Raw genomic sequence first — 23,999 nt, 5'->3', positions numbered from 1 at the left:
TACTGGCGTCCAATTCATACGCGCCTGCAGTATCCCTCATGCCTCGGCACAAGGCGTAAAGATGGTCTGGTCATGGTGAAAAAGGCGGTTTAGGCAGCATCTGGTTATCGGATTCCAATGGCTCACTCAGGGTGACTTCCTTAGGTTTGCATACTCACGTACACCTAGCACCACGACAGGACCGAAGCACCAGCGCCCACGCACGAGCCGTGCATAGATCACGATATAAATCAGCGCTTCCGCGGCGAATACTGCCAATGCACCGCTGGTGCTGTTGCCTAAACTGAGTGCCAAAAGCGTTGTGAATGCGATCCAGATTGACGTGACCCATGCAACTGCGCAATTTCTTATCCAAGGGCGTTCTCTTCTCTTCGGCAATATTTGGCAGACAACGCGGCGGTAGATGAGCATATGCATGTGCAGCCGGTCTGGCACTCCGGGGCTCATCTTGCGGATCACGGCTTTCCGGTACACGCTGTACAGGACTTCAATTACCGGATAAGCACAGATTGCAAGCATCTGCCATGCGGAAACGGATGGATTGCGGGCGACAAGCAGTACAGCGACTTCCGCCAGCCAGAATCCGAGAAGGTAGGCGCCACCGTCGCCCATGAACAGTTTCCCGGTCGGATAGTTCACCATCAGGAAACCGACTGTTGCACCGATGCCGAGAATGGCCAATCGGGCAACGAAGGTATCGCCAACTCGCCATGCAATGAATGCCAGGGCAGAAAGCATGATCACCACGGCTCCCCCTGCAACTCCGTGGAAGCCATCGATGATGTTAATCGAGTTGGCAACGCCTGCAACGGCGAAGGCCGTAATGACAACAGCAAGCAGCGGCATGGTGTGCAGTAACGTGTCTACTCCCCAGATATCTAGACGTGGAAGATAGGCGTCAAGCAGGAGCCAGGCCAACAACGCACTTGCAAACGTTGCGAAAAGACGGCGCCTTACCGATACGCTTTTCGTGAGGTCTTCGAGCAGCCCGGACAGGAATGCAGGCATGCCGGCAACCAGCAGCAGCAACGCTCCTCCGCTCAAGCGTTGTTCATTACTGCGATCGCCGAGGAAATCGATGGTGAAAGCCATCCCGATACCGATGGCTAGTGCGAGCCCGCCAATGCGAGGGACCGGCGTATCGTGGAATTTTTGCGCACCGATGAGCGTGCTGTCGAGAGAAAGCCGTCCATGCCAGCCTTGAGTGAAGACGATCAGCATACTCAGAAAAAGAGTGCAAATCCAGGCAGTCAGCATGCTGTCGAAAAATTCCATCCAAAGCAATTTTATGCTCCCTATTTACATGGCTCCGCCGCTGGTGCCATGCTTCGTGCCAATCGGGTATGCGAGCAATCCAACACTTGTTGCCTGCCGCATTGTTTCAGCATCGCTCCGTACGGTTACATGACAGCACTGACGCCGCCTGAGCTTATCTGAGCCTGCCTCATAACTGTATTTGGCCAATCGAGAGTGAGGGTTGCAACAACTTTTCGCGCCGGTCGAGTTGAAAACATCATGATTGCACCTCAAACAGATCACAGGATAGTAAAGAGGTGGCGCATTGCCGCCTCTTTACCCATTAGCACGTGAAGCGCTCATACAATTGGTATTGAGCAGTGTTCTTCTCCTGCCCAGTCATATAGGCGAATATGCGTTGCCCCAGGACGACACATGACCATCCCGAAAGAGCAGTTCATCCCAATTTTCCACCTGTGCACTACCGACTTTCGGGCGCCGCGGCTTTGTCTTCGTTCCAAGACATTCTAAGATTTAATAAACAAAGAAATAAGTACGAAATTTCGTTTGATCGATATGGCCTATGCATTAACTCATCGCATTTTTTAATCGATGAATCGAACCCGAAGATGAGATGATATTTATCATGGATGCGAACGCGTCCTGGATGCACGAAGGCGATAATCCTCTGTGTGCTTGTACGAGAAATTAGACCGATTTTGCAACCTGATGAGGATATGTAGAGATCTTGCTGATGGAACCTGAGGATGTTTCCCGCTTAACTCGCTGCTAAAGAAACTAGCGGGACTAATATTTTTCGAAAGGCTAGGAAATGAATGATGATGCAGATTAGGAAGAGCAGGCGAGTGCTGTCAAAACAGAAGCTTGGAGGAGCCGATTCCAGCAAGTTGTATGGGGGGCTTATACGAGATAGGCATTTCTGCAATGGGGTGGTGCAATCAACTGCGCGATGACCTTTACCATTGAATTACTTTTGGCGCGAGAGACATCGGACGTTTTGCACGTCATGCGCAACGAATCTTCGTCTATGAAATTGCGTAACGCAACAGACAGAGAGTGGTGTATCGCAAGCTGTCATCAAGAGCGAAAGATCGTTCAGTATGCCTATGCAGGGAAGGGCTGGATAAAGGGGGTGACACATCCCAGACGCAAAATAGTGAAGGTGCAGAATGCAGGAGCAACATTGGGTTTAAGGAAAGCCAGATCACGCTTGAGTTCACGCATCTGCTGGTTGATTGTTTCAACGACAGGATGCGATTCTTAGAATCTGTTGAGCAGTCCTTCCTTGCGCTGGCGACGTTCAACCATTTTGGCTTCCGTAGATATGGATTGCTGCAACATGGAATTTGCCTCTTCGCCCAAATCGACCGTGCCTTGGTTGTTACGCAAGCTGTTGTACTTGGATTCTGATTGTCCCAGGTTCTGCATGAGCTTTGGCAGCGTGGCATCGAGGAAGGCAAGCATTTTCGCGGCTCCAACAGTCCTTTTTCCATGCATAGCCGCCGTATCCAAACAGGCCCCGTTCGGAAAGTGTCTTGCTCCGCTTTGCGATCCAAAATGATCTTAACAGACCCCTTCCCGTGCCGAGTTATTTAGACTGCGTCACAGGTAGCTTTAATGTACTATTCACTTTCCTAAAGAATAAGTACGGAATCTCGATAGAAAATCGATTTATCGTGCTTTTGCCCACAGCTTTTTAGATCACTAATGAATTGGTCGCCGTAACTCTGCGCTAACACGATAAGAATTCGATGATTTGGTGCTCGGTTTCCGAAGCCGATCATTCATTAATATGAGATGACTTTTATTTGTCCGTCCGAGACATCTTTGAGAAACCTGTTTTTCTGGCTCTTGATGGACAGGCTATCTGCACTGACGTTAATTTCCTCTCGGAATATTTTTCCCGTTTAAGGTGCGTGGTGCGCCCGAATGCGGGCTAAAGCTTGCTGACCTATGTTTTGATCAATGCGAACATCTTCGATGACTTATTGCGGTACCCTCGTGTTCTGTTCTGCATAGTCATAGGAAGGATGCGAATGTCGTTTGTCAGACTAATGATTGATGACAGATACCACAGACTGCGCTTTATCGCCGCTTTGCTTATCTATCTTGCTGTACTAGTTTTCGGATCGATCCCAGGGGCTCGCACGGAGGTGGGCGAGTTCGCCTCAGGCCTTATTCTTCATTTCATTACATATTCGGTGATCGCATTCCTTTTGTTCACGGGTTTCCGTAACGAGTATTCGGCGAAGGGCCTCACGACTGTAGTGATGATTGCGCTCATGGGTGCCTTGGACGAGTATGTCCAGACTTTTCTTCCGTATCGAAGAGGGGCAATTGGGGACTGGTATGTTGATGCGAGTGCCGGCATACTGATGTCGACACTGCTATGGATATGTCTGGAGACGAAGCGGCGCCGCGTTCGGACGCCGTAATGAGAGCCGGGCCAAGCCCGGCTTCTGCAAGACGAATAGTCTTGTATCTTGAGTAGAATTTTTCGTTCAGTTATTCAAAACGTTTAAGGCGGTCCGGGCTTCTGCCTAGCCATGTCCGAGAGGGCATGCACAACTCTGCGGCGCTGGTATCGTCATCATTGAGACGGTACATTTTCGCCCAGATGTTAATGCATCGAGATACATCCTCACGCGTTAGCTTTTCAGGACGATTCGATCTGTCTGTATCGAACAAAGCAGGCGTGCTGGAAGAAATATCACCGACAGGAATTGCCTTGAGCGGCGACGAACGAGAAATGGATTTTTGCATGTTGACCTCGCTACAGTGCAGTGCAGTGCACAAGAATTAGTATATGCCTGCGCAGGTTCAGTGTAAAACGTGTTGTACAGATTTTTTTAATGTGATGTCGTAGGCGTTGGCACAGCGAGACAAATCTGCACAAACCGTCCTGCGGGGCAATAAAATTAACGCAGGCTTCCCCAAATTTCGCTCTGAGGAAACAAGTCATCGACCGGAGCACCAATTCCAAACTCGCGATAACCGTAACGGCATATCGCAGCGCCAATTTCTATGAAGCGCTCAAGTTCGGAAGGTCCAAGTTTGGAAGAAATCTCTTCAAGCCGCTCCGCAAGTAATGCAGCAATGCAATAGAGATCGGTATCGACTGCGTCGTCCCGGTCCCTCATCATGCGTTCAAGAATCCGGTACTTATCCACATCTTCCTCCGTAACTACAATGCGTACAGTATAGAACTCTGACTGACGCGGACAAGTCGCAGTGCAATATGGATACAATTCAATATGCTGTCTTGTATCGAAAGTTTGGCTCAGTAAATAATTACGTTTGAAGGTTAGCCTAGTGCGGCTAGGTTGGTGACTAGGCGTATCGAATTCAGCCGGATCACGTGTATGGTTTGCTCCCGGTAAGCGACTACCCCGAAACACAACAGGTGAGGAGTATAGATATTAGATAAGTACACGGCGCTTAAACGACGTGGCCTAACACGTCAACCGGATATTCGGGCGAATATTCCAACCGGAATTCTGTCCAAGAATACTCCTCGCCAATGCCACTTTGTGACGAGGAGTCTTTGTTTCTATGTCAGAGAAGATTGGTAAAGAGTAACAGGACAGCCAAACTGAATGAGCCCTTTACGGTATTTACTTATTAAAGGTGTCCTTCACATTGCCGACTGTTTTTTGCACCTGACCTTCAACCTGCTTTTCAATACCCTTTTCCTGCTGCTTTTCATTGTGCATCATTTCACCGGCTTTCTGCTGCACCTTACCTGCGGCATCCTTCACGCTGCCTTTTACTTGATCCTGGTTCATGATGTGTCCTTTCCGTTTTCAAGAGTGATTCGGTTAACAATTAAGAGTCATTCGTTTTAAGAAAGTTTCAGAACGCTGCTGCGTGCCAAGTGCAACGAAAAGGACCTGCTTCCGACTAATCGACGCTGCGCGCAGCAAGGTCGATTGACTGCCCACATGGTATAGGTGCTAAACGGAAAGGGAGAACCTGCCAGTCATTTGCACTATGGTCGATTACCATGCAGTTACTGCGTGTTCACAGTGAGATTCTGAAAGCATTTCTGAACGAGCACGTAAAACACGCCTTGTTTGCGCACGCTCAACCGGCACCCAGAAACGCAGACGGAGAACATTGACATGCACTGACCACGCGCCAACACTGAAGCGCGTGGCATGAATGCGCTTAAGGCGGTGAGCAATCAGATTTTTCTACAAACTTCCTGAACGTCTTCGCCCACGCTTCTATCCATTTGCACTCTAGCCCAACACGAGTTCCTTTCCATCAAGGAGAAAAAATCATGGCCGATACAGCCGGGATGACACCCGATATGGAAGCACTAAAGACACGCTTGAAGGCAACATGGATGTCGGGCGACTACGGACATTTCGCCAAGTACCTTGAACCTGGCGCCCTTGAGTTCTACGAGCGGCTTGAAGTAGCACCTGAGACACGCATGCTTGATGTTGCCTGCGGTGCGGGCCAGATTGCCATTCCAGCTGCCCGTGCCGGCGTGAAGGTCACAGGCATTGACCTTGCGACGAATCTCGTGGAGCAGGCAAGGGCGCGCGCCAAGGCGGAAAACGTCAATGCCCGCTTCGATGAAGGCGATGCCGAAATGCTGCCGTATCCAGATGCCTCTTTCGACCTGGTAGTCAGCTTGATCGGCGCCATGTTCGCTCCACGTCCAACGCATGTGGCCGCCGAGTTGATACGTGTCTGTCGTCCGGGAGGTCGGGTGGCGATGGCGAACTGGACACCGGAGGGGCACGTAGGACAAATGTTCAAGATCATTGGCAAGCATGTTCCACCCCCGCCCATCATGCCATCACCTCTGCAGTGGGGCGACGATGCTACCGTGCGTGAACGGTTACGGAATGGCAGTTCGAACATGAAGACGACGCGACGCATGTATCCCATGCACTATCCATTTTCTCCTGCCGAGGTCGTGGAATTTTTCTTCAACTTTTATGGGCCGACGCTACGCGCCAAGGCGGCGTTGGGCACTACTGAACAGGAGGCGTTGCGGCGTGATCTGGAAGAGCTCTGGAGCGCCAATAATCGCGCGACGGATGGAACAACGAAGGTCGATTCAGAATATCTGGAGGTTATTGCAGTCCGTGGGTAAACGTACCGGTTCCAACTGGTTACCGGGATAGGCGCTTTCAGGCAATCGATCCGGCCGCGCCCAGTGGCCCGGCATCGTCCGGGCTTGCTATGCGCAGTTCCTGTCATCATCACGAGGGGGGAGAAATCCTGCATCGCAGCGCGCAGATTGGGTGAAATTACACTGTGTAGTAAACGCGCAATCGCACAGATTCACGGCCGTGAGCTCAGTCTCTTTCCGAGATAAACGGTAAACACCACCGCTGCACCAAAGCCCAAGGTAAGTGGATCGAGTTTCTCGCCTAGCAATGGCACTGAGAAAGCCATTGCAAAGAAAGGTTGCAGCAACTGGACCTGGCTGACACGCACCGACCCGCCAAGTGCGAGCGCGCGGTACCAGGCAAAGAATGCAACCCACATCGAGAACAGGCCGACGTACGCAAAGCCTATCCAGGCAGTGCCTGTGACTGACGTGGCTGGCCAGGTCAGCAAAGCTCCCGGAAGCGTGACAGGGAGAGAGATAACGGTCACCCAGCAGATCACGCGCTCCGCGCCCAATGCAGGAGTCACCAGCGCCCCCTGAACATAGCCGACTGATGCAGCCAGTACTGCGGCCACCAGTAGCAGGTCGGCCATATCGAGTTGGAAGCCGCTGCCTGAACTCGAAGAACGAAGCAGTGAGTACACAACCACCAGGGCGGTACCTGTACATGCGCAGAGCCAGAAGCCAACTCCAACCCGTTGGCGCAATGTCCATGCGGCGGCTACGGCCGTAACAAGCGGCAGCAAGGCGGTTATCACGGCTGCATGGCTTGCAGTAACGCTGCGCAATGCAAATGCAAGCAATAGGGGATAGCCGATCGCGTTTCCCAGCGCAGCGATAATCAGTGCGCGCCACTGCTTTCGGTCCGGCCATGGAGAACGCGTAATAGTGAGTAGCGCAATTGACAGAATCGCGGCGACAACCGCACGTCCAAAGGTCACAAACCATGGCGACAGCTGAGGTGCCGCATTTGATCCGATTGCAAGTCGGGTCATCGGCAAAGTCAGCCCGAACAAGGCCATCGCGCACAAGCCCAGCCACATGCCCTTGGTCGAAGGCGTCAGTGCATCGAAGCGTTGCAAAAGCGAGCTGGCCATAAATTTAGAACGCATTGCGGCTGCGGATCGGGATATACCGGTCCGCAAGTTGCACGGAAAAGCGAACGTCCTGGCGCAACTTAATGCGCTGCGCCCACGATCACAGGAATTTCCGTGGCAGGCGGCGTATTGCGGCTACGTCCGCAACGCACGATGCCATCGATCATCACCATGCCGACGCCAGGGATATCGCCGAGTTGCACGCTATCGAGCAGATCCCGTCCCGCCGAATGCTGTGCCTTGTCCATGAACACGAAATCCGCTGCCCGTCCCACTTCAATGAGGCCGCAGTTAAGCTTGCGTATCCGCGCAGTGTTACCGGTTGCGAAGCAGAACACGAGCTCTGCGGGAATGCGGGCGATGCTCGACAGCAGCGCAACCATACGCAGAATTCCCAGAGGTTGTACGCCGGAGCCTGCCGGACCGTCCGTGCCGAGGATGACACGATGCGGACACTTGAGCTGCATCGCCGTCTGGGCGGCCGCAATTGCCACACGCTCATTGCCGTTGTGGACAATCTCGATGGCGCGGCGCGACTTTTCGCAGAGCTCGCAGACGTGGGCTTCCGGCAATGCGGTGTGTCCGCCATTGATGTGGCCGATCACGTCGGCGTCGGCTTCGAGGACGACATCCTTGTCGATCAGCCCGGAGCCAGGAATCGACGGGCCGCCGGTGTGGATAGTGCTCTGGATACCGTACTTGCGCGCCCAGGCAACCATCTTTTGCGCTTCTTCGCCAGCCTTCACCGATCCGAGACCGACTTCGCCCAGCAGCGAAACCCCAGCCTCCGCCAACTCCTTGAAGTCCTGTTCCGTCATGCCTTTTTCAATCACCGGCGCGCCGGCGAGGACTTTGACGCCACCCGGGCGGAAATTATCAAAAGCGCGTTGCGCGGTAATCGCCAGCGCCTTGAGGCCGACGATATCTTTCGGCCGGCCGGGAAGATGCACTTCACCGGCTGAGATCATGGTGGTAACGCCGCCATTCATCGTGGAATCGATCCAGCCGAGCTGACCCTGTCGTGGCGTCCAGTCACCAAATACGGGATGAACGTGGCTGTCAATCAGCCCGGGCGCGACGCAGGTCTTGCGTGCGTCAATGACCACGTCGGCCTGATCAGTATCGCAATCGGAAGCGGATCCAACGGCGGTAATCAAACCGTCGTTGACCACGATCGTATCGGCCGACAGCACCGGGTTATCAATGTCTCCTGAAAGCAATAATCCGATGTTCTTGATGACGACTTTTCCGGATGTTTGAACACCACCTGCATCTGCCATGGCCTGCCTCCTGTTTCAGTTAAACGCTACCCGCTGCAAGCGGGATGGATTCAATGACAACAATTCGCCATCTGTCGCTTCACCCGGTCGACATGATCGGAAGCGGCCTATCCTGGGACGCAAGTCCGTCTGGATGGACGCATACCTGGCGGATCACAGCCGATGTGATGAACTCTTCCCAGTAAGCGAGAGCGTCTGCCGCACCGAGGTCTTCGCCAAGGAAGGCTGACAGCGTGAAGCGATTGGATAAATAGAAATAGGCTAGTGCAGCACTCATTAGGTAGATATCCCGTGCCCTCAGGTCGGCGCGAAACACGCCGGTTTCGGCGCCTTTGGCGAGCACTCGGCCCATCAGGGAAATGGCTGGCGACGAATACTCGCGTGCGCGCATCGATTTCGAGATGTGCTTGCCGCGATGCAGGTTCTCGCTGTTGAGCAGGGTAATGAACTCGGGATGCTGCTGATAATAGGTCCACATGAAACGCACCAGCGTTTGCATGTCTTCGATGGGGTCGTCAAGATTGAGGGCAAGCTTGGATTCCGCCTCGTTGAAACGGCGGTAGGCGTCCTCGATCACGGCAATGAAGAGTTCTTCCTTGTTGCCGAAATAGTAATAAATCATTCGGTCATGCGAGTTGGCCGCCTTCGATATCTGATCGATGCGGCCGCCAGCGAAACCGTGTTTTGCAAATACCTTGGTGGCGGCGCGCAGGATGCTTTCCTGCGTCGACTGAGCCGCCAACTCCCGCTGGCGCGGACGCTTTGCGGAAGCCGCAGTGCCAGTGGTGCGCCGGGGGGAGGAAGTGGCCATGTCGGATATTATTGAAAAACCGCCTGCCTTGCGGAAATAGCAATTTCTTTCAAGGCCATAGCGTTTATTGTTCCGCGAACGCGCGTTCGATCACAAAATCGCCGGGTGTCGAGGTGTTGCCTTCGACGAAGCTGCGTTCCTCCAGCATGCGCTTCAGGTCACGCAGCATCGCCGGACTTCCGCAGATCATCACGCGGTCGGTTTCGCGGTTGAGGGCGGGTACGCCGAGGTCGGAAAACAGCTTGCCGTTCTCGATCAAGTCGGTAATGCGGCCCATGTTCTTGTACTGCTCCCGCGTTACCGTCGGGTAATAGCGCAGTTTGCTGGTGACCAGGTCGCCCAGGAATTCATGATTTGGCAAGTGCTCAACCAGCAGGTCGTGATAGGCCAGTTCGTCAGTAGTGCGAACGCCATGTACCAGGACGACCTGGTCGAATTTTTCATAGGTTTCCGGATCGCGGATGATGCTCATGAAAGGCGCGAGTCCGGTGCCGGTCGACAGCAGGTAGAGGCGCTTGCCGGGTAACAAATAGTCGATTACCAGCGTGCCGGTCGGCTTGCGGCCGACAATGACCGTGTCACCGACCTGGATATTCTGCAGACGCGAAGTCAGCGGGCCTTCCGGCACCTTGATGCTCAGGAATTCGAGGTGTTCCTCGTAATTGGCGCTGACGATGCTGTAGGCGCGCAGCAAGGGTTTGCCATTGATGCGCAGGCCGATCATCGTGAAATGGCCGTTGCTGAACCGCAGTGACGGGTCGCGGGTTGTGGTGAACGTGAACAGGCTTCCATTCCAGTGATGGACGCTCAAGACACGTTCTTCGTTAAAGGCACTCATGCTTTCTCCGTTGCGAAAATAAAAAATCCGGCGTGGTCAACGCTAAAGGTGCATGAGTTTACCTGTTTGTTCCCGACAAGTGTCTGGATCGGACGGCGGATTAGGTGAATTTGAGATGCTGGATCAGACCGTGGAGTGCTCCGCAGTGCGCCTAGTAAATCGCCGTCGCCGTTTCGGCGGACACCCGTCCTCAGAAACTGTCTTCGTAATGCACGCCATGTAATCGATGCATGCAATCTATTAAAAGCGATGCAGGCTTCTGTAAGAACACGAGTCATCTCAGTTTCCCTTTCCGCATCCCGCTATGTACAAGGGTTTGAAGCACCTTGGGCTGATGCTGATGGAGTGGTTTCTACATGAATATGTAGTGTACACTAAACGAAAATGTAGTGTACACTACATTTAATCGAATCTAAAACGTGTCGAGCTAAACGGAGACATCCAGCATGACCGAGCACACGAAGACCGACGGATTGCCCGGGATGGAACCCCAGGTGCTGGAACGGGCCAAGCCCCGCAGCGAGCGCATGGCAGGTGACAAGATCGAATGCAATGCTTGTCCGGTGCTGTGCCAGATTACGGTAGGGCGCTCCGGGGCCTGCGACCGATATGCCAACGTTGACGGCACACTGGTGCGCGTCGATCCGGTGATCCTGCTTCGAAAGGCTGTCGATGGCGGCGAGCAAGTTCTGGTGCCATTTGCCGGGCGGACGCTGGCAAACGGCACCGAAAACCTTGCAACGGCTGCTGAGCCGGTTGGTGGCAATGCAAGTGCAGCAAGTGCACCGGTCGCGTGGAATGGCGACCTGCTCCATGCTGACGATGTTTTTGTTACCGGGGTCGGCTCATCGACCACCTATCCCGACTACAAACCTGCTCCTTTCATCGTTTCATCCCAGTCCGACGGCGTTGATATGGTGACCGTTGTCACCGAGGGGATCTTCAGTTACTGCAGCTTCAAGGTAAAAATTGACACTGACCGCTACCTCGGCCCTGAACAGGCGAACATTCGCTACAAGGGCGAGGTCGTCGGTCATGTCACCACGGCAGAGTACGGATCGCAGATGCTCTCATTGGGCGGCGTCCACCATCTGACCGGCGGCAGCAAGAAAGAAGGCCGCCTGACCGCCGAAATCATGCAATTGCTTGGCAACAAGCAGGCTGCAGAGGTCATGATTGACGGCGGCTCCCAGATCGTCATCCAGGCGGGTCGAGCGCCTATTGTCAATGGCATCGAAGAGCAGCGTATGCGGGTCGGCTGCGGCTCGGCGACCATCGGCATCTTCGCCAAACAATTATTCGGTAAGGTCGACGAAGTGATTGTCGTCGATGACCATATTACTGGCGTGCTGACCGAGCATCAGGCCGGTCGTTGTCTCGATATGCCGCTGTCCGGCGTCAAGATTCGTGGGCGCAAGTCCACGCCGGGTCGCTACTTTCAGGTCGCCAATCCGGGTACCGGATGGGGTGGCACCGACATTTCCGATCCGCTCAGCATTCTTGAAGGCTGGGATGCCAGTATCGCCAGACCAGGCATGCGCCTGCTGATGACATCGACGACAGGCGAACATGCCGCATGGTTCATTCTCGATGAAAACCTGACGCCGGTCGAAATGCCGATGCCTCCTGAAGTGCATAGCGTCGTCGAGCGTATTGGCGAAAACTGCGAACCGTCGCTCACCACAGTGCTGTTCCTTGGCGGCGCCGGTGGCAGCCTGCGTGCCGGCGTGACAGAAAATCCGGTTCTGCTGACACGCGCCATCAAGAATGCGCTCGTCAATGTCACCTGTGGCGGGGCACCGGCCTATGTCTGGCCTGGCGGTGGCATCACGGTGATGACCGATGTGACGCGCATGCCGGACAATAGCTTCGGCACTGTGCCGACGCCCGCCATCGTTGCGCCGATTGAATTCACGATGCGCCTTGCCGACTATCAGGCGCTTGGCGGACACATGGAATACGTACGTCCGCTATCCTCTGTCCTTCAAAGTGGTGCATGGCATAACGAGGGCGCACCGCAACAGCGAAAGTGGCTGCAGCAACCCGATGTCAACGCCTGGCCTTCCGCGGTCGGGCCGATGCTCGGCTAGGCGGGTGCGAGAGATGTTCGCTCAACGTGCTTCGCTACCCGACGGACGCCTCCATTTTTCGCATGGACCCATCGACCTGATCATTCAGGCCGACGGATCGCCTGACACTATCCATGCGGCCCATACAGACGCATGGCAGCGCTTCGAAACGCTGCTTTCCGAACTCGTCGACGAATTGCCAGCCTTGCGCTTGCCGCTGGGTGAGCAACGCCTGCTGAAAGGCAGTGTGGCCCAACGCATGTGGGAAGCGTGTTATCCCTTTCGCTCCGGCTTTATTACTCCCATGGCTGCAGTGGCAGGATCGGTCGCACAAGAGATCATCGCCTGTTATGCGCGGCGCAATATCATCCGTGCGTCGGTCAACAATGGTGGCGATATCGCGCTCTACCTTAGTGCAGGCAGTTCATATCGGGTAGGCATATGCACCGACATAGACACCGCAACCGAAAAAGCGGCAAAAGGCCTGGCACTGGCAGCGGACCTCCAACTTCGCATTGATGCGGCAATGCCTGTGCGCGGCATCGCTACCAGCGGTTGGCGTGGACGCAGTTTTTCGCTCGGCATCGCGGATAGTGTTACGGTGCTTGCGGCCAGCGCCGCCCAAGCGGACGCCGCAGCCACGGTGATTGCCAATGCCGTCAATATCGATGATGTGCGTATCAAGCGGGTGCCTGCCTGTTCACTCAAGGACGATACTGATCTTGGAGAAATACCGGTTACCGTAGACGTGCCCCAACTTGATCACGCGCGGGCGCGTGATGCTCTGCAAGCAGGATTGTTACAGGCACGGCAATTGCAAGAACAAGGACTGATCTGGAACGCGATACTTGCATGCCAGGGACAAGTAATGCATTTGCATGATCATGGGCTGAGTGTCGAGACACTTTCTCCGCAAAGAATCGCGTACGATATTGGCAAGAGTCGGTATTCAGCGGTACTCTAGAAAAAATTAAAAGGAAGGGCTGGGGACATGATTCAATCGATGATGCAATCAACACCTGCGAGGGCATTTCCATGATCGAGATACGTCGGGTTTTCTGGCATGTGGAAGACATTTACCACGAGTTCGGGCCCGTGGGCGAGCACCCGCTGAGGCGTGGATATATCGCAGGTGTTCTGACCAATCCGTATGCTGGCCGCTATGAGCCCGATATTCTCCCGATGATGGAAGAACTTAATCCGCTTGGCGTCCGGCTGGCTCACGAACTGCTGGAGCATCTTGCCGTGCCGGCCGAACATATTGAAGGTTATGGCAAGGGCGCGATGATCGGCTCTGCAGGCGAACTGGAACATGGTGCGCTTTGGCACGTGCCGGGAGGGTATGCAATGCGAGAATTGCTGGGATGGAAGGGAAACCCGGCTGACTATGCCGCCGGTAAAGGCGGAGGCGTTAAAGGGCAGCCCGGCAATGGTTTGTCCATTGTTCCTTCCACCAAGAAAGTCACCGGTCCTGGCGGCACGCTCGATGTGCCCCTGACCCACATCAACGCCGCCTATGTGCGCAGCCATTTCGATGCAATCGAAGTACGGGTGCCGGGAACGCCACGTTCCGATGAATTGGTCGTAATTCTCGCCATGAGCACTGGGCCGCGCGTACATGCAAGAGTCGGCGGGCTGAAGGCGGCCGACATCGCCCAGTGGGACGGACTGCGCTAATGCCAGTGAACGAGGCATCCGGACAGGCTTTGACACATTACATACGGAAGGACGAGCAATGCCAGCAAAGATCCGCAAACTGATTGTGCAGGTGGAAGAAACCCATGTCGAAATGGACAAGGCGATCACACCGCCGACACGCAAGGCATTGGCCATGGCGGTCATCGACAATCCCTATGCCGGGCGCTATGCCGAATCGCTCGATGACTTGATCACCATTGGCGAAGAACTCGGCGGTCTGCTGGGCAAGCGATGCGTCGAGGCATTGGGCATTGCACCAGAACAGGCACAGAGCTATGGCAAGGCGGCCATTGTGGGAGAGGCGGGCGAACTGGAACACGCGGCCGCGATTCTGCACCCCAAGCTTGGAGCGCCGCTGCGCATCGCCGTCAGTAAAGGCGCAGCTCTGGTGCCTTCCAGCAAGAAGCGCGGCGGATTGGGCACTGCGATCGATGTGCCGCTCGGTCACAAGGATGCGGCTTTCGTGCGCAGTCATTTCGACGCCATGGAAGCCCGGGTCGCAGATGCGCCGCGGCCCAACGAAATTGTCGTTGCTGTTGTCGTCACCGACAGTGGCCGGCCGTTGCCCCGCGTGGGAGGGCTCCAGTCCCACGAAATCAAAGGCGAGGATGGCTTGCGCTAGCCACAGCATCGCGCGAACGATCGCATCGATTGGTCCACAAATAAGGAGATAACCATGAACAAGACTACCAGTTGGCTCGCAGCGTCTGCTGTCCTTTGGGCGGCCTCCAGCGCCGTCGGCGCCTATGCGCAAAACGTCATCAAGATCGGCGAAATCAACAGCTACAAGGCCCAGCCGGCTTTTCTTGAGCCCTACCGCAAGGGACTTGAGCTCGCCGTGGAAGAAGTCAATGCATCGGGAGGCGTCAACGGCAAGAAGTTCGAACTGATTACACGCGACGACAACGGCAATCCCGGCGAGGCGGTGCGCGCCGCCGAAGACCTCGTATCGCGTGAAAAGGTGGATGTACTGACGGGCTCCTTCCTGTCCCATATCGGACTGGCGCTGACCGATTTTGCCAAGCAACGCAAATTCTTTTTCCTGGCAGCCGAGCCGCTGACTGACAAGATCGTCTGGGAGAATGGCAACCGCTATACCTATCGTCTGCGTCCATCGACCTACATGCAGGTGGCGATGCTGGTGCCGGAAGCCGCTGCGCTGAAGAAGAAGCGCTGGGCATTGGTTTATCCCAATTATGAATATGGACAGTCCGCCGTCGCAACCTTCAAGGAATTGCTGAAGGCTGCACAGCCGGACGTCGAGTTCGTCACTGAACAGGCCACCCCGCTGGGCAAGGTTGACTCCGGAAGTGTGGCCCAGGCACTTGCCGATGCCAAACCCGACGCGATATTCAATGTACTGTTCGGTGCGGACCTGTCTAAGTTCGTGCGTGAAGGCAATACGCGCGGCTTGTTCAAGGGTCGTGAAGTCGTGAGCCTATTGACCGGCGAACCGGAATATATGGACCCGCTGAAAGACGAAAGTCCAAATGGCTGGATCGTCACCGGCTACCCGTGGTACGGCATCCAGACGCCGGAGCATACTGCCTTCCGCAAAGCCTATGAAGCAAAGTACAAAGACTATCCACGTCTGGGTTCGATCGTCGGCTATAGCGCGATCATGTCATTGGCCGCCGGCATGAAAAAAGCGCAGTCCACGGAAACCGACAAGCTGGTCAAGGCGTTCGAGGGCTTGGTCGTCAAGACACCGTTTGGACCTATCACCTATCGCGCGGAAGACCATCAGTCGACCATGGGTGCCTATGTCGGTCGTACCAAGAATGAAGGCGGCAAGGGCGTCATGGTGGACTACCGCTACCTGGACGGCGCGAAGTACTTGCCGTCCGCCGAAGTGGTGGCAAAGCGCCGGCCAGCCGACTGAAGTAAGCAGGGGAGAGCGGCGCGCATGTAGGCGTTGCTCTCCCACATGATGCCGTTCCCCGGACCGGCAGGCAGTATTCTTGTTGCAGATCGTCATGGATTCATCCAGCTGATAGAAAGAACGTGTCATGAGCTTTTCCGGCTTCGCGGTGCAGTTGCTGAATGGTTTGGCGGGAGCATCCTCCCTGTTTCTTGTTGCGGCCGGCTTGTCGCTGATCTTTGGCGTAACGCGCATCGTGAACTTTGCGCATGGCTCGTTTTACATGTTGGGCATTTATATCGCCTATACGCTGGTCGAGCGTCTCGGCGGCAGCTTGGGCTTTTGGCCCTCGCTTCTGCTCGCGGCGCTTGCCGTCGGCATCCTTGGCGCGCTGGTGGAAATGATATTGCTGCGGCGGATTTATCATGCGCCCGAATTATTTCAGCTGCTCGCCACATTTGCGCTAGTCCTTGTCATCAAGGATGCTGCCCTGTGGTTCTGGGGACCGGATGAACTGCTCGGTCCGCGGGCGCCCGGCCTCAAAGGTGCAGTGGAAATTTTCGGCAGGCAGTTTCCCACGTATGACTTGTTCCTGATCGTTATCGGTCCGATTGTGCTCGGACTGCTCTGGCTGATGCTGACGCGTACAAGGTGGGGCACGCTGGTGCGCGCGGCGACGCAGGACCGCGAGATGGTCAGCGCTCTTGGGGTCAATGAAGCCTGGCTGTTCACCAGTGTGTTTGCGCTTGGGGCGATGCTCGCCGGCTTGGGCGGCGCATTGCAATTGCCGCGTGAACCGGCCAACCTTGAAATGGACCTTGTCACCATTGGCGCTGCCTTCGTTGTCGTTGTAGTGGGAGGCATGGGTTCGATTACCGGTGCCTATGTCGCTGCGCTCTTGATTGCCGAGTTGAAAGCAGTCTGTATCTGGCTCGGGCTGGTCGACGTGTTCGGCATCAGCGTGTCTTTCTCCAAGCTGACATTGGTTGTTGAGTTCCTTGTTATGGCGGTCGTGCTGGTCGCACGTCCCAGCGGCTTGCTGGGGCGACCGCAGGCGCCGACACGCAACGCGGGCATCACGGAGGCCCCATTGCGGGCGGCGAGGCCACTGTATAAGTTCGGTGTCCTTGCGCTGATCGCTGTGCTCGCCATGGTCCCATTGGTGATGCGCGATTCGCCTTATGTCACGGTACTTGCCATCGATCTGATGGTCGCGGCCCTGTTTGCCACCGGCCTGCACTTCATCATGGGGCCTGCGGGCATGCATTCATTCGGCCACGCGGCTTACTTCGGACTTGGCGCCTATGGTGCAGCCTTGCTGGTGCGTACCGCCGGGCTGCCGATGGAGGCCGCACTTGTCCTTGCCCCTCTCGTTGCGGCGCTTGGTGCATTGTTGTTCGGCTGGTTTTGTGTGCGGCTGTCGGGCGTATACCTTGCGATGCTGACGCTGGCATTCGCGCAGATTACCTGGGCGATCACTTACCAGTGGGACACCGTCACCGGCGGAAGCAATGGATTGACCGGTGTCTGGCCCGCAACATGGTTGTCGGACAAGACCTCGTATTACTATCTCACCCTCGTGATCGTCGCCGGTGGCGTATTGCTACTGTGGCGCATCCTGTATTCACCATTTGGTTATGCGATGCGTGCAAGCCGCGACTCTGCGTTGCGTGCCGACGCAATCGGCATCAACGTCAAGCGTATCCAATGGACGGCCTTCATTCTTGCCGGTACGGTAGCCGGCGCGGCGGGGGCGCTCTATGCGTTTTCAAAAGGCAGCATCTCGCCTGAATCTTTGTATGTCGGCAAATCGGTCGACGGTATCGTCATGGTGATGCTGGGCGGCATACAGACGTTGATCGGGCCGGTAGTCGGCGCAGTCACTTTCAACTGGCTGCATGACACGGTGGCGCGCAATACCGATTACTGGCGCGCGATGCTGGGCGGTATCATACTGCTGCTGGTGTTACTCTTCCCGCAGGGGATCGCGGGCTTTGCCCGGCAACTGTTCGACCGCAAGCGCGAAGCCAAGGAGGCACGCTGATGAGCCTGATGACGGTAAGTAATCTCGGAAAGTCCTTTGGCGGCGTGAAGGCGGTGGATGGCATCAGTTTTGAACTGCATGCCGGCGAATTGCTTGCCCTGATAGGCCCCAACGGCGCGGGAAAATCGACAACCTTCAACATGGTGAACGGTCAGCTGAAGGCTGATGCCGGCTCGATCCTGTTTGACGGCAAGGAACTGGTCGGACTCAAGCCACGTGAAATATGGCGTCTCAGTGTCAGCCGCACCTTTCAGATTGCGGAAACCTTTGCTTCGCTGACCGTGGTTGAAAACGTGCAGATGGCGTTGCTGTCTGCTGACGGCAAGCTGTTTTCAATGTGGCGTAAAGCCGCGGCCTACAAGCGCGACCAGGCGCTCGATTTGCTGGAGCAGGTTGGCATGAAGGCACAGGCCGACCGCCCGTGCAGCGTACTGGCCTACGGCGATGTTAAGCGTGTGGAGCTGGCGATCGCCATGGCGAACCAGCCCAAACTGCTGTTGATGGACGAGCCTACCGCAGGCATGGCTCCCAAGGAGCGCAACGACTTAATGGCGCTGACCAAAAAGCTTGTTACCGAACGCAATATGGCGGTGCTGTTTACCGAGCACAGTATGGATGTGGTCTTTGCCTATGCGGATCGGATGATCGTGCTGGCACGCGGACGTTTGATCGCCGAGGGCAAGCCGAATGAAATCCGTGACGATCCTAAAGTTCAGGAAGTCTATTTTGGCACCGGCAAGACTTTCGAAAAGCTGAAATTATCCAAGGAGGTGGCGTAATGCAGGCGGTTGTCGAAAACCCGGTGCGAACCTCGTCCAATGGTGTTGTGGGCGAGGCGCTTCTCAGCGTAAAGGCGCTCAACGCCTGGTACGGCGCAGCGCAGATCCTGTTCAATGTCGATCTTGATGTGCGCCGTGGTGAAGTGGTCGCTTTGATGGGACGCAATGGCGCTGGCAAATCAACCTCGCTCAAGGCCATCATGGGGCTGATACCCAAGCGGAGAGGGCAGCTCAGCTTCATGGGACATGACATTTCTACTGCGCAGCCACACGAAACGGCGGTTCGCGGTCTCGGTTTCGTGCCGGAAGACCGCCGCGTGTTTACCGATCTCACCGTGATGGAAAACCTTGATGTCGGACGTCAGCCTAAACGGACCTGGCCCGATGGCACGCCCGCACCCTTATGGACGCCGGAGCGCCTGTTCAAGCTTTTTCCGAACCTTGGCGAAATGCCCAACCGTCCCGGCGGCCGCATGAGCGGCGGCGAACAACAGATGTTGACGGTCGCACGTACGCTAATGGGCAATCCCTACCTTGTGCTCCTTGATGAGCCGTCCGAAGGCGTGGCGCCGGTCATCGTCGAACAAATGGCGCAGATGATCCTGGAACTCAAAGCCGAGGGCGTCAGTATCCTGCTCTCCGAACAGAACATGCATTTCGCGGAGCTCGTGTCAGACCGCGCTTACGTATTGGAAAAGGGGCAGATCCGGTTCGACGGATCGATGGAAGAACTTGCGTCCAATGAGGCCGTGCGGCAGGCTTACCTCAGCGTCTGAGGAGCGGCCTATGCGCATCAAGCCGCCACCAATCCCTCTGCACGTCAATGGCAAGGATTACGCCCTCGAAGTGCCCGGAGAGGCGCCGCTGCTTTATATCCTTCGTAACGACCTCGAACTCAACGGCCCCAAGTACGGCTGTGGTCTTGGGCAGTGCGGGGCATGCACAGTGCTGATCGATGGCAGGGCGGCGCGTTCCTGCGTGATCCCTGTGCAAGGTGTGGCTGGCCGACGCGTGACAACGCTGGAAGGCCTTGGCCGCAAGGGCGCTCTGCACGTCGTCCAGCGCGCATTCATCGAGGAACAGGCAGCCCAGTGCGGCTATTGTCTCAACGGGATGATCATGGTCACAGTTGCACTCTTGCGGATAAATCCGAATCCGGACGATGAACAGATCAGGGACGCTTTGTCGCACAACTTATGCCGTTGCGGAACGCATATTGAGATCATGCAGGCGGTCCATCGCGCCGCAAAGCTGATGACCGAAACCATAGAGGAGTCCGAATGACGCGGCGCGCAGACCTGCCGAAGACCAGACGCGATTTCCACGAGGCGACCGGGGTATTGCTCATTACCCGCGATCCACCGCCACCACCGCCGCCAGTGAAGGGTCAACCTGCCACCGTCCCCGGAAATCCCGCCGAAGGCGTCGAAATTCTGGTCGCCGTGTGGGACGATGGAAGTGTCACCGCATTGAACGGCCACGTCGACCTTGGTACCGGCATCCGCACCGCCTTGTCACAGATCGTTGCGGAAGAGCTCGATATCCGGCTCGACTGCGTGAACATGGTTCTGGGCGACACTACACGCGCGCCAAATCAAGGAGCCACCATAGCCAGCGCGTCGCTGCAGATTCACGCCGTTCCGTTGCGTGCGGCCGCTGCACAGGCGCGCGCATGGTTGCTGTCGCGGGCCGCCGAACGACTTGGCGTGGCGCCGGAGCAGCTGACCGTTCACAAGGGCATCATTGCCGTCGACGGTATGCAAGAAAGGTCGATTGCCTATGCCGACCTGCTGGCGGGCGAACATGTCGAATTGCGTCTCGATCTTAACACCCCGGTCAAATCGCCGACTGACTATCGCCTGGTGGGCCAGAGCATGCCGCGCGTCGACATTCCCGACAAAGCCACCGGTGAACTGACTTATGTGCATGACCTCCGTGTGCCGGGCATGTTGCATGGTCGCGTGATCCGGCCGCCGTATGCCGGCGCCGATCATGGCGATTTTATTGGCAATACGCTTGAATCCGTCGATGAACGCTCGATCGCACATATTCCCGGCATCGCCGGCGTCGTGGTGATCGGTGATTTCGTCGGCGTGGTTGCCGCGCGCGAGGAACACGCGGAGCAGGCGATGCGTGAGCTTGTCGTCAAATGGAAAAATTTTCCCACGCTACCTGCGCTGGACGACGTAGCTGCCGCAATCCGGGCCAATCCTTCGACACGTCGTGTCGTCGCCAATCAGGGTGACGTCGATGCAGGCTTGGAAAGCGCAGCCAAACGCATCGACAGAACATATCTCTGGCCTTACCAGCTACATGGATCCATCGGTCCCTCCTGCGCGGTGGCTGACTGGCGACAGGGCCGGATGACCGTGTGGGCTGGTTCGCAAAACCCGCATGTGTTGCGCGCGGACCTTGCCAAGCTGATGGATTTACCTGACACCGCGATCGACGTGATTCGCATGGAAGCGGCCGGTTGCTATGGCCGCAACTGCGCGGACGACGTGGCTGCCGATGCCGCGTTATTGTCACGTGCGGTCGGCAATCCGGTCCGCGTGCAACTGACGCGTGCGCAGGAGCATCAATGGGAGCCGAAAGGCGCGGCGCAGCTGATGGAAGTGCGCGGCGGCCTGGATGCTGACGGCAGCGTTGCCGCTTACGATTTCCAGACTTCGTACCCTTCCAATGGCGCGGTGCCACTGGCCCTGCTATTAACCGGCAAAGTGGCCCCGGAGCCCATAGCCTATGAAATGGGCGACCGCACGTCGGTGCCTCCCTATGACTACAAGAACTTGCGTGTCACGATCAATGACATGGCCCCGATCCTGCGCGCATCCTGGTTACGTGGCGTATCGGCCTTGCCGAACTCTTTTGCGCATGAGAGTTACATTGATGAACTGGCAACGGAAGCTGGTGTGGATCCGGTCGAGTTCCGGCTGCGTTATCTGAAGGATGACAGGGCGGCCGAACTGGTCAAGGCCACCGCTGAACGTGCCGGATGGGTGTCGCATACTAGGCCGCAACAACAAGAAGCGGACGGCGATTTCCTGAAAGGGCAGGGTTTTGCGTATGCCCGTTATGTGCATAGCAAGTTTCCCGGTTTTGGCGCGGCATGGTCCGCATGGGTCGCTGATGTGGAAGTCAACCGCAATACCGGTGAAGTCCATGTGCGTCGCGTCGTCGTTGGCCACGACGCCGGCTTGATGGTCAACCCGGCTGGTGTGAAGCATCAGATCCATGGCAACGTGGTGCAGACCACCAGTCGCGCGCTGAAGGAAAAGGTGCAGGTCGAGCCACAGACCAACACTGTTGTGAATCGGGAGTGGGGCAGTTATCCCATCCTCAACTTCCGCGAAGTCCCAGTTATCGATGTGATGATGATGCCTCGTCCCGGCCAGCCACCTCTGGGTGCGGGTGAGTCTTCATCCGTTCCCGGTACTGCGGCGATCGCCAATGCAATTTTCGATGCTACCGGCGTGCGTTTCCGAGAGCCGCCTTTTACGCCGGAAGTGGTCAGGGCCGCGCTTGAACCGTCGCCAGCTATACCCGCACCATCGCCACGCAATCGACGCGCCTGGTGGGCGCTACCCGGCGCATTGATTGCCGGTACTGCCGGGCTGCTTGCCGCGATGGCAGGTTGGAAATCCAGCATTCCCGACATTTCCAGGATCGATCCCGGCATCTATACGGCCAATGTTATTGAGCGGGGCCGCTTGCTTGCTGCGGCGGGTGACTGTGCGGTTTGCCATACCGCGCCGGGCGGCATGCGGAACGCCGGCGGACGTGCGATGGAGACTCCATTCGGAAAAATCTTTACGACAAATCTAACTCCGGATCCGGAGACCGGCATCGGTAAATGGTCATTCACGGCATTTCAGCGTGCCATGCGGGAAGGAATTTCGCGCGATGGCCGGCACCTATATCCGGCCTTCCCGTACACATCGTTTACCAAGATGAGCGACGACGACCTGATGGCGTTGTACGCTTACCTGATGACGCAACCTTCCGTACATTCCGAAGTGCCTGAGTCGACACTGAAGTTCCCCTTTGGCTTTCGTCCTTTGATGAACGTTTGGAACGCGCTGTACCTGCAACCCGGCCCCGAAACAGCGGATCCCGCCCGTTCATCGCAATGGAACCGGGGCGCTTACCTGGTCAATGGGGTCGGTCACTGTACGGCATGCCACAGCCCGCGCAATGCAATGGGTGCCGAGAAGTCGGGGTCGGATTTTCTGGCCGGTGCCATGATCGATGGCTGGGAAGCACCGCCCCTCACATCACGCACACATGCGCCGGTGCCGTGGACGGAAAAAGAACTTTATCGCTATCTGCGGCAGGGGCATACCGAGCATCATGGTGTAGCGGCCGGGCCGATGGCCCCGGTGGTCCGGGAATTGTCGCAACTCCCGGATGAGGATGTCCAGGCGATGGCGCACTACCTTGCTTCATTCAACGCGCCAGTCTCCCTGCAACAGGCGGAAATGGTGGCTGCGGAAGTCGTCGTCAGCGCTAAGGCTCGCGCGGACCAGATCCGCGATGAGAATAGTCGACTGTTCTCAGCTGCTTGCGGCAGTTGCCATCATGAGGGTAAAGGGCCAGTGCAGTTAGGCATGAACAAACCTCTTGCGCTCAATAGTAATCTGCACAGCAACACACCAGACAACCTGGTGCAGGTGATCCTGCATGGCATTCAGGAAACCGCGAGCGGAGAGATGGGATTCATGCCGGCATTCCGGGATAATCTCACGGATGCGCAAGTTGCACGGATTGCCGCTTACATGCGGCAAGTATATGCGCCCGATAAACCGGGGTGGAGCAATATCGAGCAAACGGTCGCAAGGCTGCGCACTACCGCTCACGGTGATCATTAACGATAAACCGTCGGCATGAAAAACTGATAAACAAGAGGGAAACAAAATGAGTGCATCGAAGGCAAAAGCCAGCTTTCACTGGGACGATCCGCTGCTGCTGGACCAGCAGCTGACCAACGACGAACGCATGGTGCGCGACGCCGCCAATGCGTATTGCCAGGACAAGCTGCAACCCCGCGTGCTGGAAGCCTTCCGCCATGAAAAAACCGATCCGGCGATCTTCCGCGAAATGGGCGAACTCGGCCTGCTCGGCCCCACCATCCCCG

The 23,999-nt window shown here is 56.3% G+C and carries 22 protein-coding genes; 13 read left to right on the top strand and 9 right to left on the bottom strand.

Annotation, left to right across the window (positions count from 1 at the left end; genetic code table 11):
- Positions 1 to 126 precede the first annotated feature (126 nt).
- Together ACFQUU_RS25415 and ACFQUU_RS25410 are read right to left on the bottom strand one after the other, a co-directional pair.
- Complete coding sequence (locus ACFQUU_RS25415; protein ID WP_382250916.1) at positions 127 to 1,275, bottom strand: glycosyltransferase; 1,149 nt, start codon at positions 1,273 to 1,275, stop codon at positions 127 to 129.
- Between the two features lie 1,242 nt (positions 1,276 to 2,517).
- Positions 2,518 to 2,721 carry a hypothetical protein gene (locus ACFQUU_RS25410; protein ID WP_382250915.1) on the bottom strand — a complete coding sequence of 68 codons (204 nt, stop codon included), beginning with the start codon at positions 2,719 to 2,721 and terminating at the stop codon, positions 2,518 to 2,520.
- Between the two features lie 566 nt (positions 2,722 to 3,287).
- Here ACFQUU_RS25410 and ACFQUU_RS25405 point away from each other — a divergent pair.
- Positions 3,288 to 3,692, top strand: coding sequence for a VanZ family protein (locus tag ACFQUU_RS25405; protein ID WP_382250931.1), 405 nt, complete (start codon positions 3,288 to 3,290; stop codon positions 3,690 to 3,692).
- Positions 3,693 to 3,762: 70 nt separating this feature from the next.
- On the opposite strand, the gene ACFQUU_RS25400 is transcribed toward ACFQUU_RS25405, so the two are convergent.
- From ACFQUU_RS25400 to ACFQUU_RS25390, 3 genes are all read right to left on the bottom strand, one after another.
- The gene (locus ACFQUU_RS25400) at positions 3,763 to 4,020 is read right to left on the bottom strand and encodes a hypothetical protein (RefSeq protein ID WP_382250914.1); all 258 of its coding nucleotides are present in this window, start codon (positions 4,018 to 4,020) and stop codon (positions 3,763 to 3,765) included.
- A 155-nt stretch (positions 4,021 to 4,175) separates the two neighbouring features.
- Positions 4,176 to 4,427, bottom strand: a complete 252-nt coding sequence (locus ACFQUU_RS25395; RefSeq protein WP_382250913.1) for a hypothetical protein — start codon at positions 4,425 to 4,427, stop codon at positions 4,176 to 4,178.
- 444 nt (positions 4,428 to 4,871) lie between these two features.
- Positions 4,872 to 5,042, bottom strand: a complete 171-nt coding sequence (locus ACFQUU_RS25390; protein WP_382250912.1) for a CsbD family protein — start codon at positions 5,040 to 5,042, stop codon at positions 4,872 to 4,874.
- A gap of 497 nt (positions 5,043 to 5,539) precedes the next feature.
- On the opposite strand from ACFQUU_RS25390, the gene ACFQUU_RS25385 reads away from it, so the two are divergent.
- Positions 5,540 to 6,367: a class I SAM-dependent methyltransferase gene (locus ACFQUU_RS25385; protein ID WP_382250911.1), complete on the top strand. Its 828-nt coding sequence runs from the start codon at positions 5,540 to 5,542 to the stop codon at positions 6,365 to 6,367.
- Positions 6,368 to 6,558: 191 nt separating this feature from the next.
- Here the strand turns inward: ACFQUU_RS25385 and ACFQUU_RS25380 are convergent, their stop codons facing one another.
- From ACFQUU_RS25380 to ACFQUU_RS25365, 4 genes are all read right to left on the bottom strand, one after another.
- A complete protein-coding gene (locus ACFQUU_RS25380) occupies positions 6,559 to 7,500 on the bottom strand; it encodes a DMT family transporter (RefSeq protein WP_382250910.1) in 942 nt (313 codons plus the stop codon).
- A gap of 65 nt (positions 7,501 to 7,565) precedes the next feature.
- The gene (locus ACFQUU_RS25375; RefSeq protein WP_382250909.1) at positions 7,566 to 8,765 is read right to left on the bottom strand and encodes an amidohydrolase family protein; all 1,200 of its coding nucleotides are present in this window, start codon (positions 8,763 to 8,765) and stop codon (positions 7,566 to 7,568) included.
- Positions 8,766 to 8,844: 79 nt separating this feature from the next.
- The gene (locus ACFQUU_RS25370) at positions 8,845 to 9,576 is read right to left on the bottom strand and encodes a TetR family transcriptional regulator (protein ID WP_382250908.1); all 732 of its coding nucleotides are present in this window, start codon (positions 9,574 to 9,576) and stop codon (positions 8,845 to 8,847) included.
- Positions 9,577 to 9,640: 64 nt separating this feature from the next.
- Positions 9,641 to 10,414, bottom strand: a complete 774-nt coding sequence (locus ACFQUU_RS25365; RefSeq protein ID WP_382250907.1) for a ferredoxin--NADP reductase — start codon at positions 10,412 to 10,414, stop codon at positions 9,641 to 9,643.
- Positions 10,415 to 10,860: 446 nt separating this feature from the next.
- Between ACFQUU_RS25365 and ACFQUU_RS25360 the strand changes: the two genes are divergently transcribed.
- From ACFQUU_RS25360 to ACFQUU_RS25310, 11 genes are all read left to right on the top strand, one after another.
- Entirely contained in the window at positions 10,861 to 12,504 is a 1,644-nt protein-coding gene (locus ACFQUU_RS25360; RefSeq protein ID WP_382250906.1) for a 6-hydroxynicotinate reductase, read from the top strand.
- Positions 12,505 to 12,517: 13 nt separating this feature from the next.
- On the top strand, positions 12,518 to 13,447 hold the full coding sequence (locus ACFQUU_RS25355; RefSeq protein WP_382250905.1) for a UPF0280 family protein: 930 nt from the start codon (positions 12,518 to 12,520) through the stop codon (positions 13,445 to 13,447).
- A 71-nt stretch (positions 13,448 to 13,518) separates the two neighbouring features.
- Positions 13,519 to 14,160, top strand: coding sequence for an amino acid synthesis family protein (locus ACFQUU_RS25350; RefSeq protein WP_382250904.1), 642 nt, complete (start codon positions 13,519 to 13,521; stop codon positions 14,158 to 14,160).
- A gap of 58 nt (positions 14,161 to 14,218) precedes the next feature.
- Positions 14,219 to 14,803, top strand: a complete 585-nt coding sequence (locus ACFQUU_RS25345; protein ID WP_382250903.1) for an amino acid synthesis family protein — start codon at positions 14,219 to 14,221, stop codon at positions 14,801 to 14,803.
- Between the two features lie 54 nt (positions 14,804 to 14,857).
- Positions 14,858 to 16,063: an ABC transporter substrate-binding protein gene (locus tag ACFQUU_RS25340; protein ID WP_382250902.1), complete on the top strand. Its 1,206-nt coding sequence runs from the start codon at positions 14,858 to 14,860 to the stop codon at positions 16,061 to 16,063.
- 127 nt (positions 16,064 to 16,190) lie between these two features.
- Positions 16,191 to 18,086, top strand: coding sequence for an ABC transporter permease (locus tag ACFQUU_RS25335; RefSeq protein ID WP_382250901.1), 1,896 nt, complete (start codon positions 16,191 to 16,193; stop codon positions 18,084 to 18,086).
- A complete protein-coding gene (locus ACFQUU_RS25330) occupies positions 18,086 to 18,865 on the top strand; it encodes an ABC transporter ATP-binding protein (protein WP_382250900.1) in 780 nt (259 codons plus the stop codon). The genes ACFQUU_RS25335 and ACFQUU_RS25330 overlap by 1 nt, the downstream gene beginning before the upstream one ends.
- A complete protein-coding gene (locus ACFQUU_RS25325; RefSeq protein WP_382250899.1) occupies positions 18,865 to 19,641 on the top strand; it encodes an ABC transporter ATP-binding protein in 777 nt (258 codons plus the stop codon). The genes ACFQUU_RS25330 and ACFQUU_RS25325 overlap by 1 nt, the downstream gene beginning before the upstream one ends.
- A gap of 10 nt (positions 19,642 to 19,651) precedes the next feature.
- Positions 19,652 to 20,149 (top strand): (2Fe-2S)-binding protein, encoded by a 498-nt coding sequence (locus ACFQUU_RS25320; RefSeq protein WP_382250898.1) that lies wholly within the window; start codon positions 19,652 to 19,654, stop codon positions 20,147 to 20,149.
- Positions 20,146 to 23,733, top strand: coding sequence for a molybdopterin cofactor-binding domain-containing protein (locus tag ACFQUU_RS25315; RefSeq protein WP_382250897.1), 3,588 nt, complete (start codon positions 20,146 to 20,148; stop codon positions 23,731 to 23,733). The genes ACFQUU_RS25320 and ACFQUU_RS25315 overlap by 4 nt, the downstream gene beginning before the upstream one ends.
- 46 nt (positions 23,734 to 23,779) lie before the next feature.
- A partial coding sequence (locus ACFQUU_RS25310; RefSeq protein WP_382250896.1) for an acyl-CoA dehydrogenase family protein occupies positions 23,780 to 23,999 on the top strand: 220 nt, incomplete at its 3' end.

This window comes from Herbaspirillum sp. GCM10030257, from assembly GCF_042666555.1.
Classification (GTDB): domain Bacteria; phylum Pseudomonadota; class Gammaproteobacteria; order Burkholderiales; family Burkholderiaceae_D; genus Noviherbaspirillum.
Note: the sequence above shows the minus strand (reverse complement) of the source record. Positions and strands in the feature narration are given on the sequence as shown.

Excerpts from the sequence above, each read along its gene's own strand:
- ACFQUU_RS25320 (WP_382250898.1), top strand. The coding sequence starts at position 19,652 with ATGCGCATCAAGCCGCCACCAATCCCTCTGCACGTCAATGGCAAGGAT.
- ACFQUU_RS25355 (WP_382250905.1), top strand. The coding sequence starts at position 12,518 with ATGTTCGCTCAACGTGCTTCGCTACCCGACGGACGCCTCCATTTTTCG.
- ACFQUU_RS25385 (WP_382250911.1), top strand. The coding sequence starts at position 5,540 with ATGGCCGATACAGCCGGGATGACACCCGATATGGAAGCACTAAAGACA.
- ACFQUU_RS25400 (WP_382250914.1), bottom strand. The coding sequence starts at position 4,020 with ATGCAAAAATCCATTTCTCGTTCGTCGCCGCTCAAGGCAATTCCTGTC.
- ACFQUU_RS25325 (WP_382250899.1), top strand. The coding sequence starts at position 18,865 with ATGCAGGCGGTTGTCGAAAACCCGGTGCGAACCTCGTCCAATGGTGTT.
- ACFQUU_RS25340 (WP_382250902.1), top strand. The coding sequence starts at position 14,858 with ATGAACAAGACTACCAGTTGGCTCGCAGCGTCTGCTGTCCTTTGGGCG.
- ACFQUU_RS25350 (WP_382250904.1), top strand. The coding sequence starts at position 13,519 with ATGATCGAGATACGTCGGGTTTTCTGGCATGTGGAAGACATTTACCAC.
- ACFQUU_RS25330 (WP_382250900.1), top strand. The coding sequence starts at position 18,086 with ATGAGCCTGATGACGGTAAGTAATCTCGGAAAGTCCTTTGGCGGCGTG.
- ACFQUU_RS25390 (WP_382250912.1), bottom strand. The coding sequence starts at position 5,042 with ATGAACCAGGATCAAGTAAAAGGCAGCGTGAAGGATGCCGCAGGTAAG.
- ACFQUU_RS25345 (WP_382250903.1), top strand. The coding sequence starts at position 14,219 with ATGCCAGCAAAGATCCGCAAACTGATTGTGCAGGTGGAAGAAACCCAT.
- ACFQUU_RS25405 (WP_382250931.1), top strand. The coding sequence starts at position 3,288 with ATGCGAATGTCGTTTGTCAGACTAATGATTGATGACAGATACCACAGA.
- ACFQUU_RS25370 (WP_382250908.1), bottom strand. The coding sequence starts at position 9,576 with ATGGCCACTTCCTCCCCCCGGCGCACCACTGGCACTGCGGCTTCCGCA.
- ACFQUU_RS25415 (WP_382250916.1), bottom strand. The coding sequence starts at position 1,275 with ATGGAATTTTTCGACAGCATGCTGACTGCCTGGATTTGCACTCTTTTT.
- ACFQUU_RS25410 (WP_382250915.1), bottom strand. The coding sequence starts at position 2,721 with ATGCTTGCCTTCCTCGATGCCACGCTGCCAAAGCTCATGCAGAACCTG.
- ACFQUU_RS25315 (WP_382250897.1), top strand. The coding sequence starts at position 20,146 with ATGACGCGGCGCGCAGACCTGCCGAAGACCAGACGCGATTTCCACGAG.
- ACFQUU_RS25335 (WP_382250901.1), top strand. The coding sequence starts at position 16,191 with ATGAGCTTTTCCGGCTTCGCGGTGCAGTTGCTGAATGGTTTGGCGGGA.
- ACFQUU_RS25375 (WP_382250909.1), bottom strand. The coding sequence starts at position 8,765 with ATGGCAGATGCAGGTGGTGTTCAAACATCCGGAAAAGTCGTCATCAAG.
- ACFQUU_RS25360 (WP_382250906.1), top strand. The coding sequence starts at position 10,861 with ATGACCGAGCACACGAAGACCGACGGATTGCCCGGGATGGAACCCCAG.
- ACFQUU_RS25380 (WP_382250910.1), bottom strand. The coding sequence starts at position 7,500 with ATGCGTTCTAAATTTATGGCCAGCTCGCTTTTGCAACGCTTCGATGCA.
- ACFQUU_RS25365 (WP_382250907.1), bottom strand. The coding sequence starts at position 10,414 with ATGAGTGCCTTTAACGAAGAACGTGTCTTGAGCGTCCATCACTGGAAT.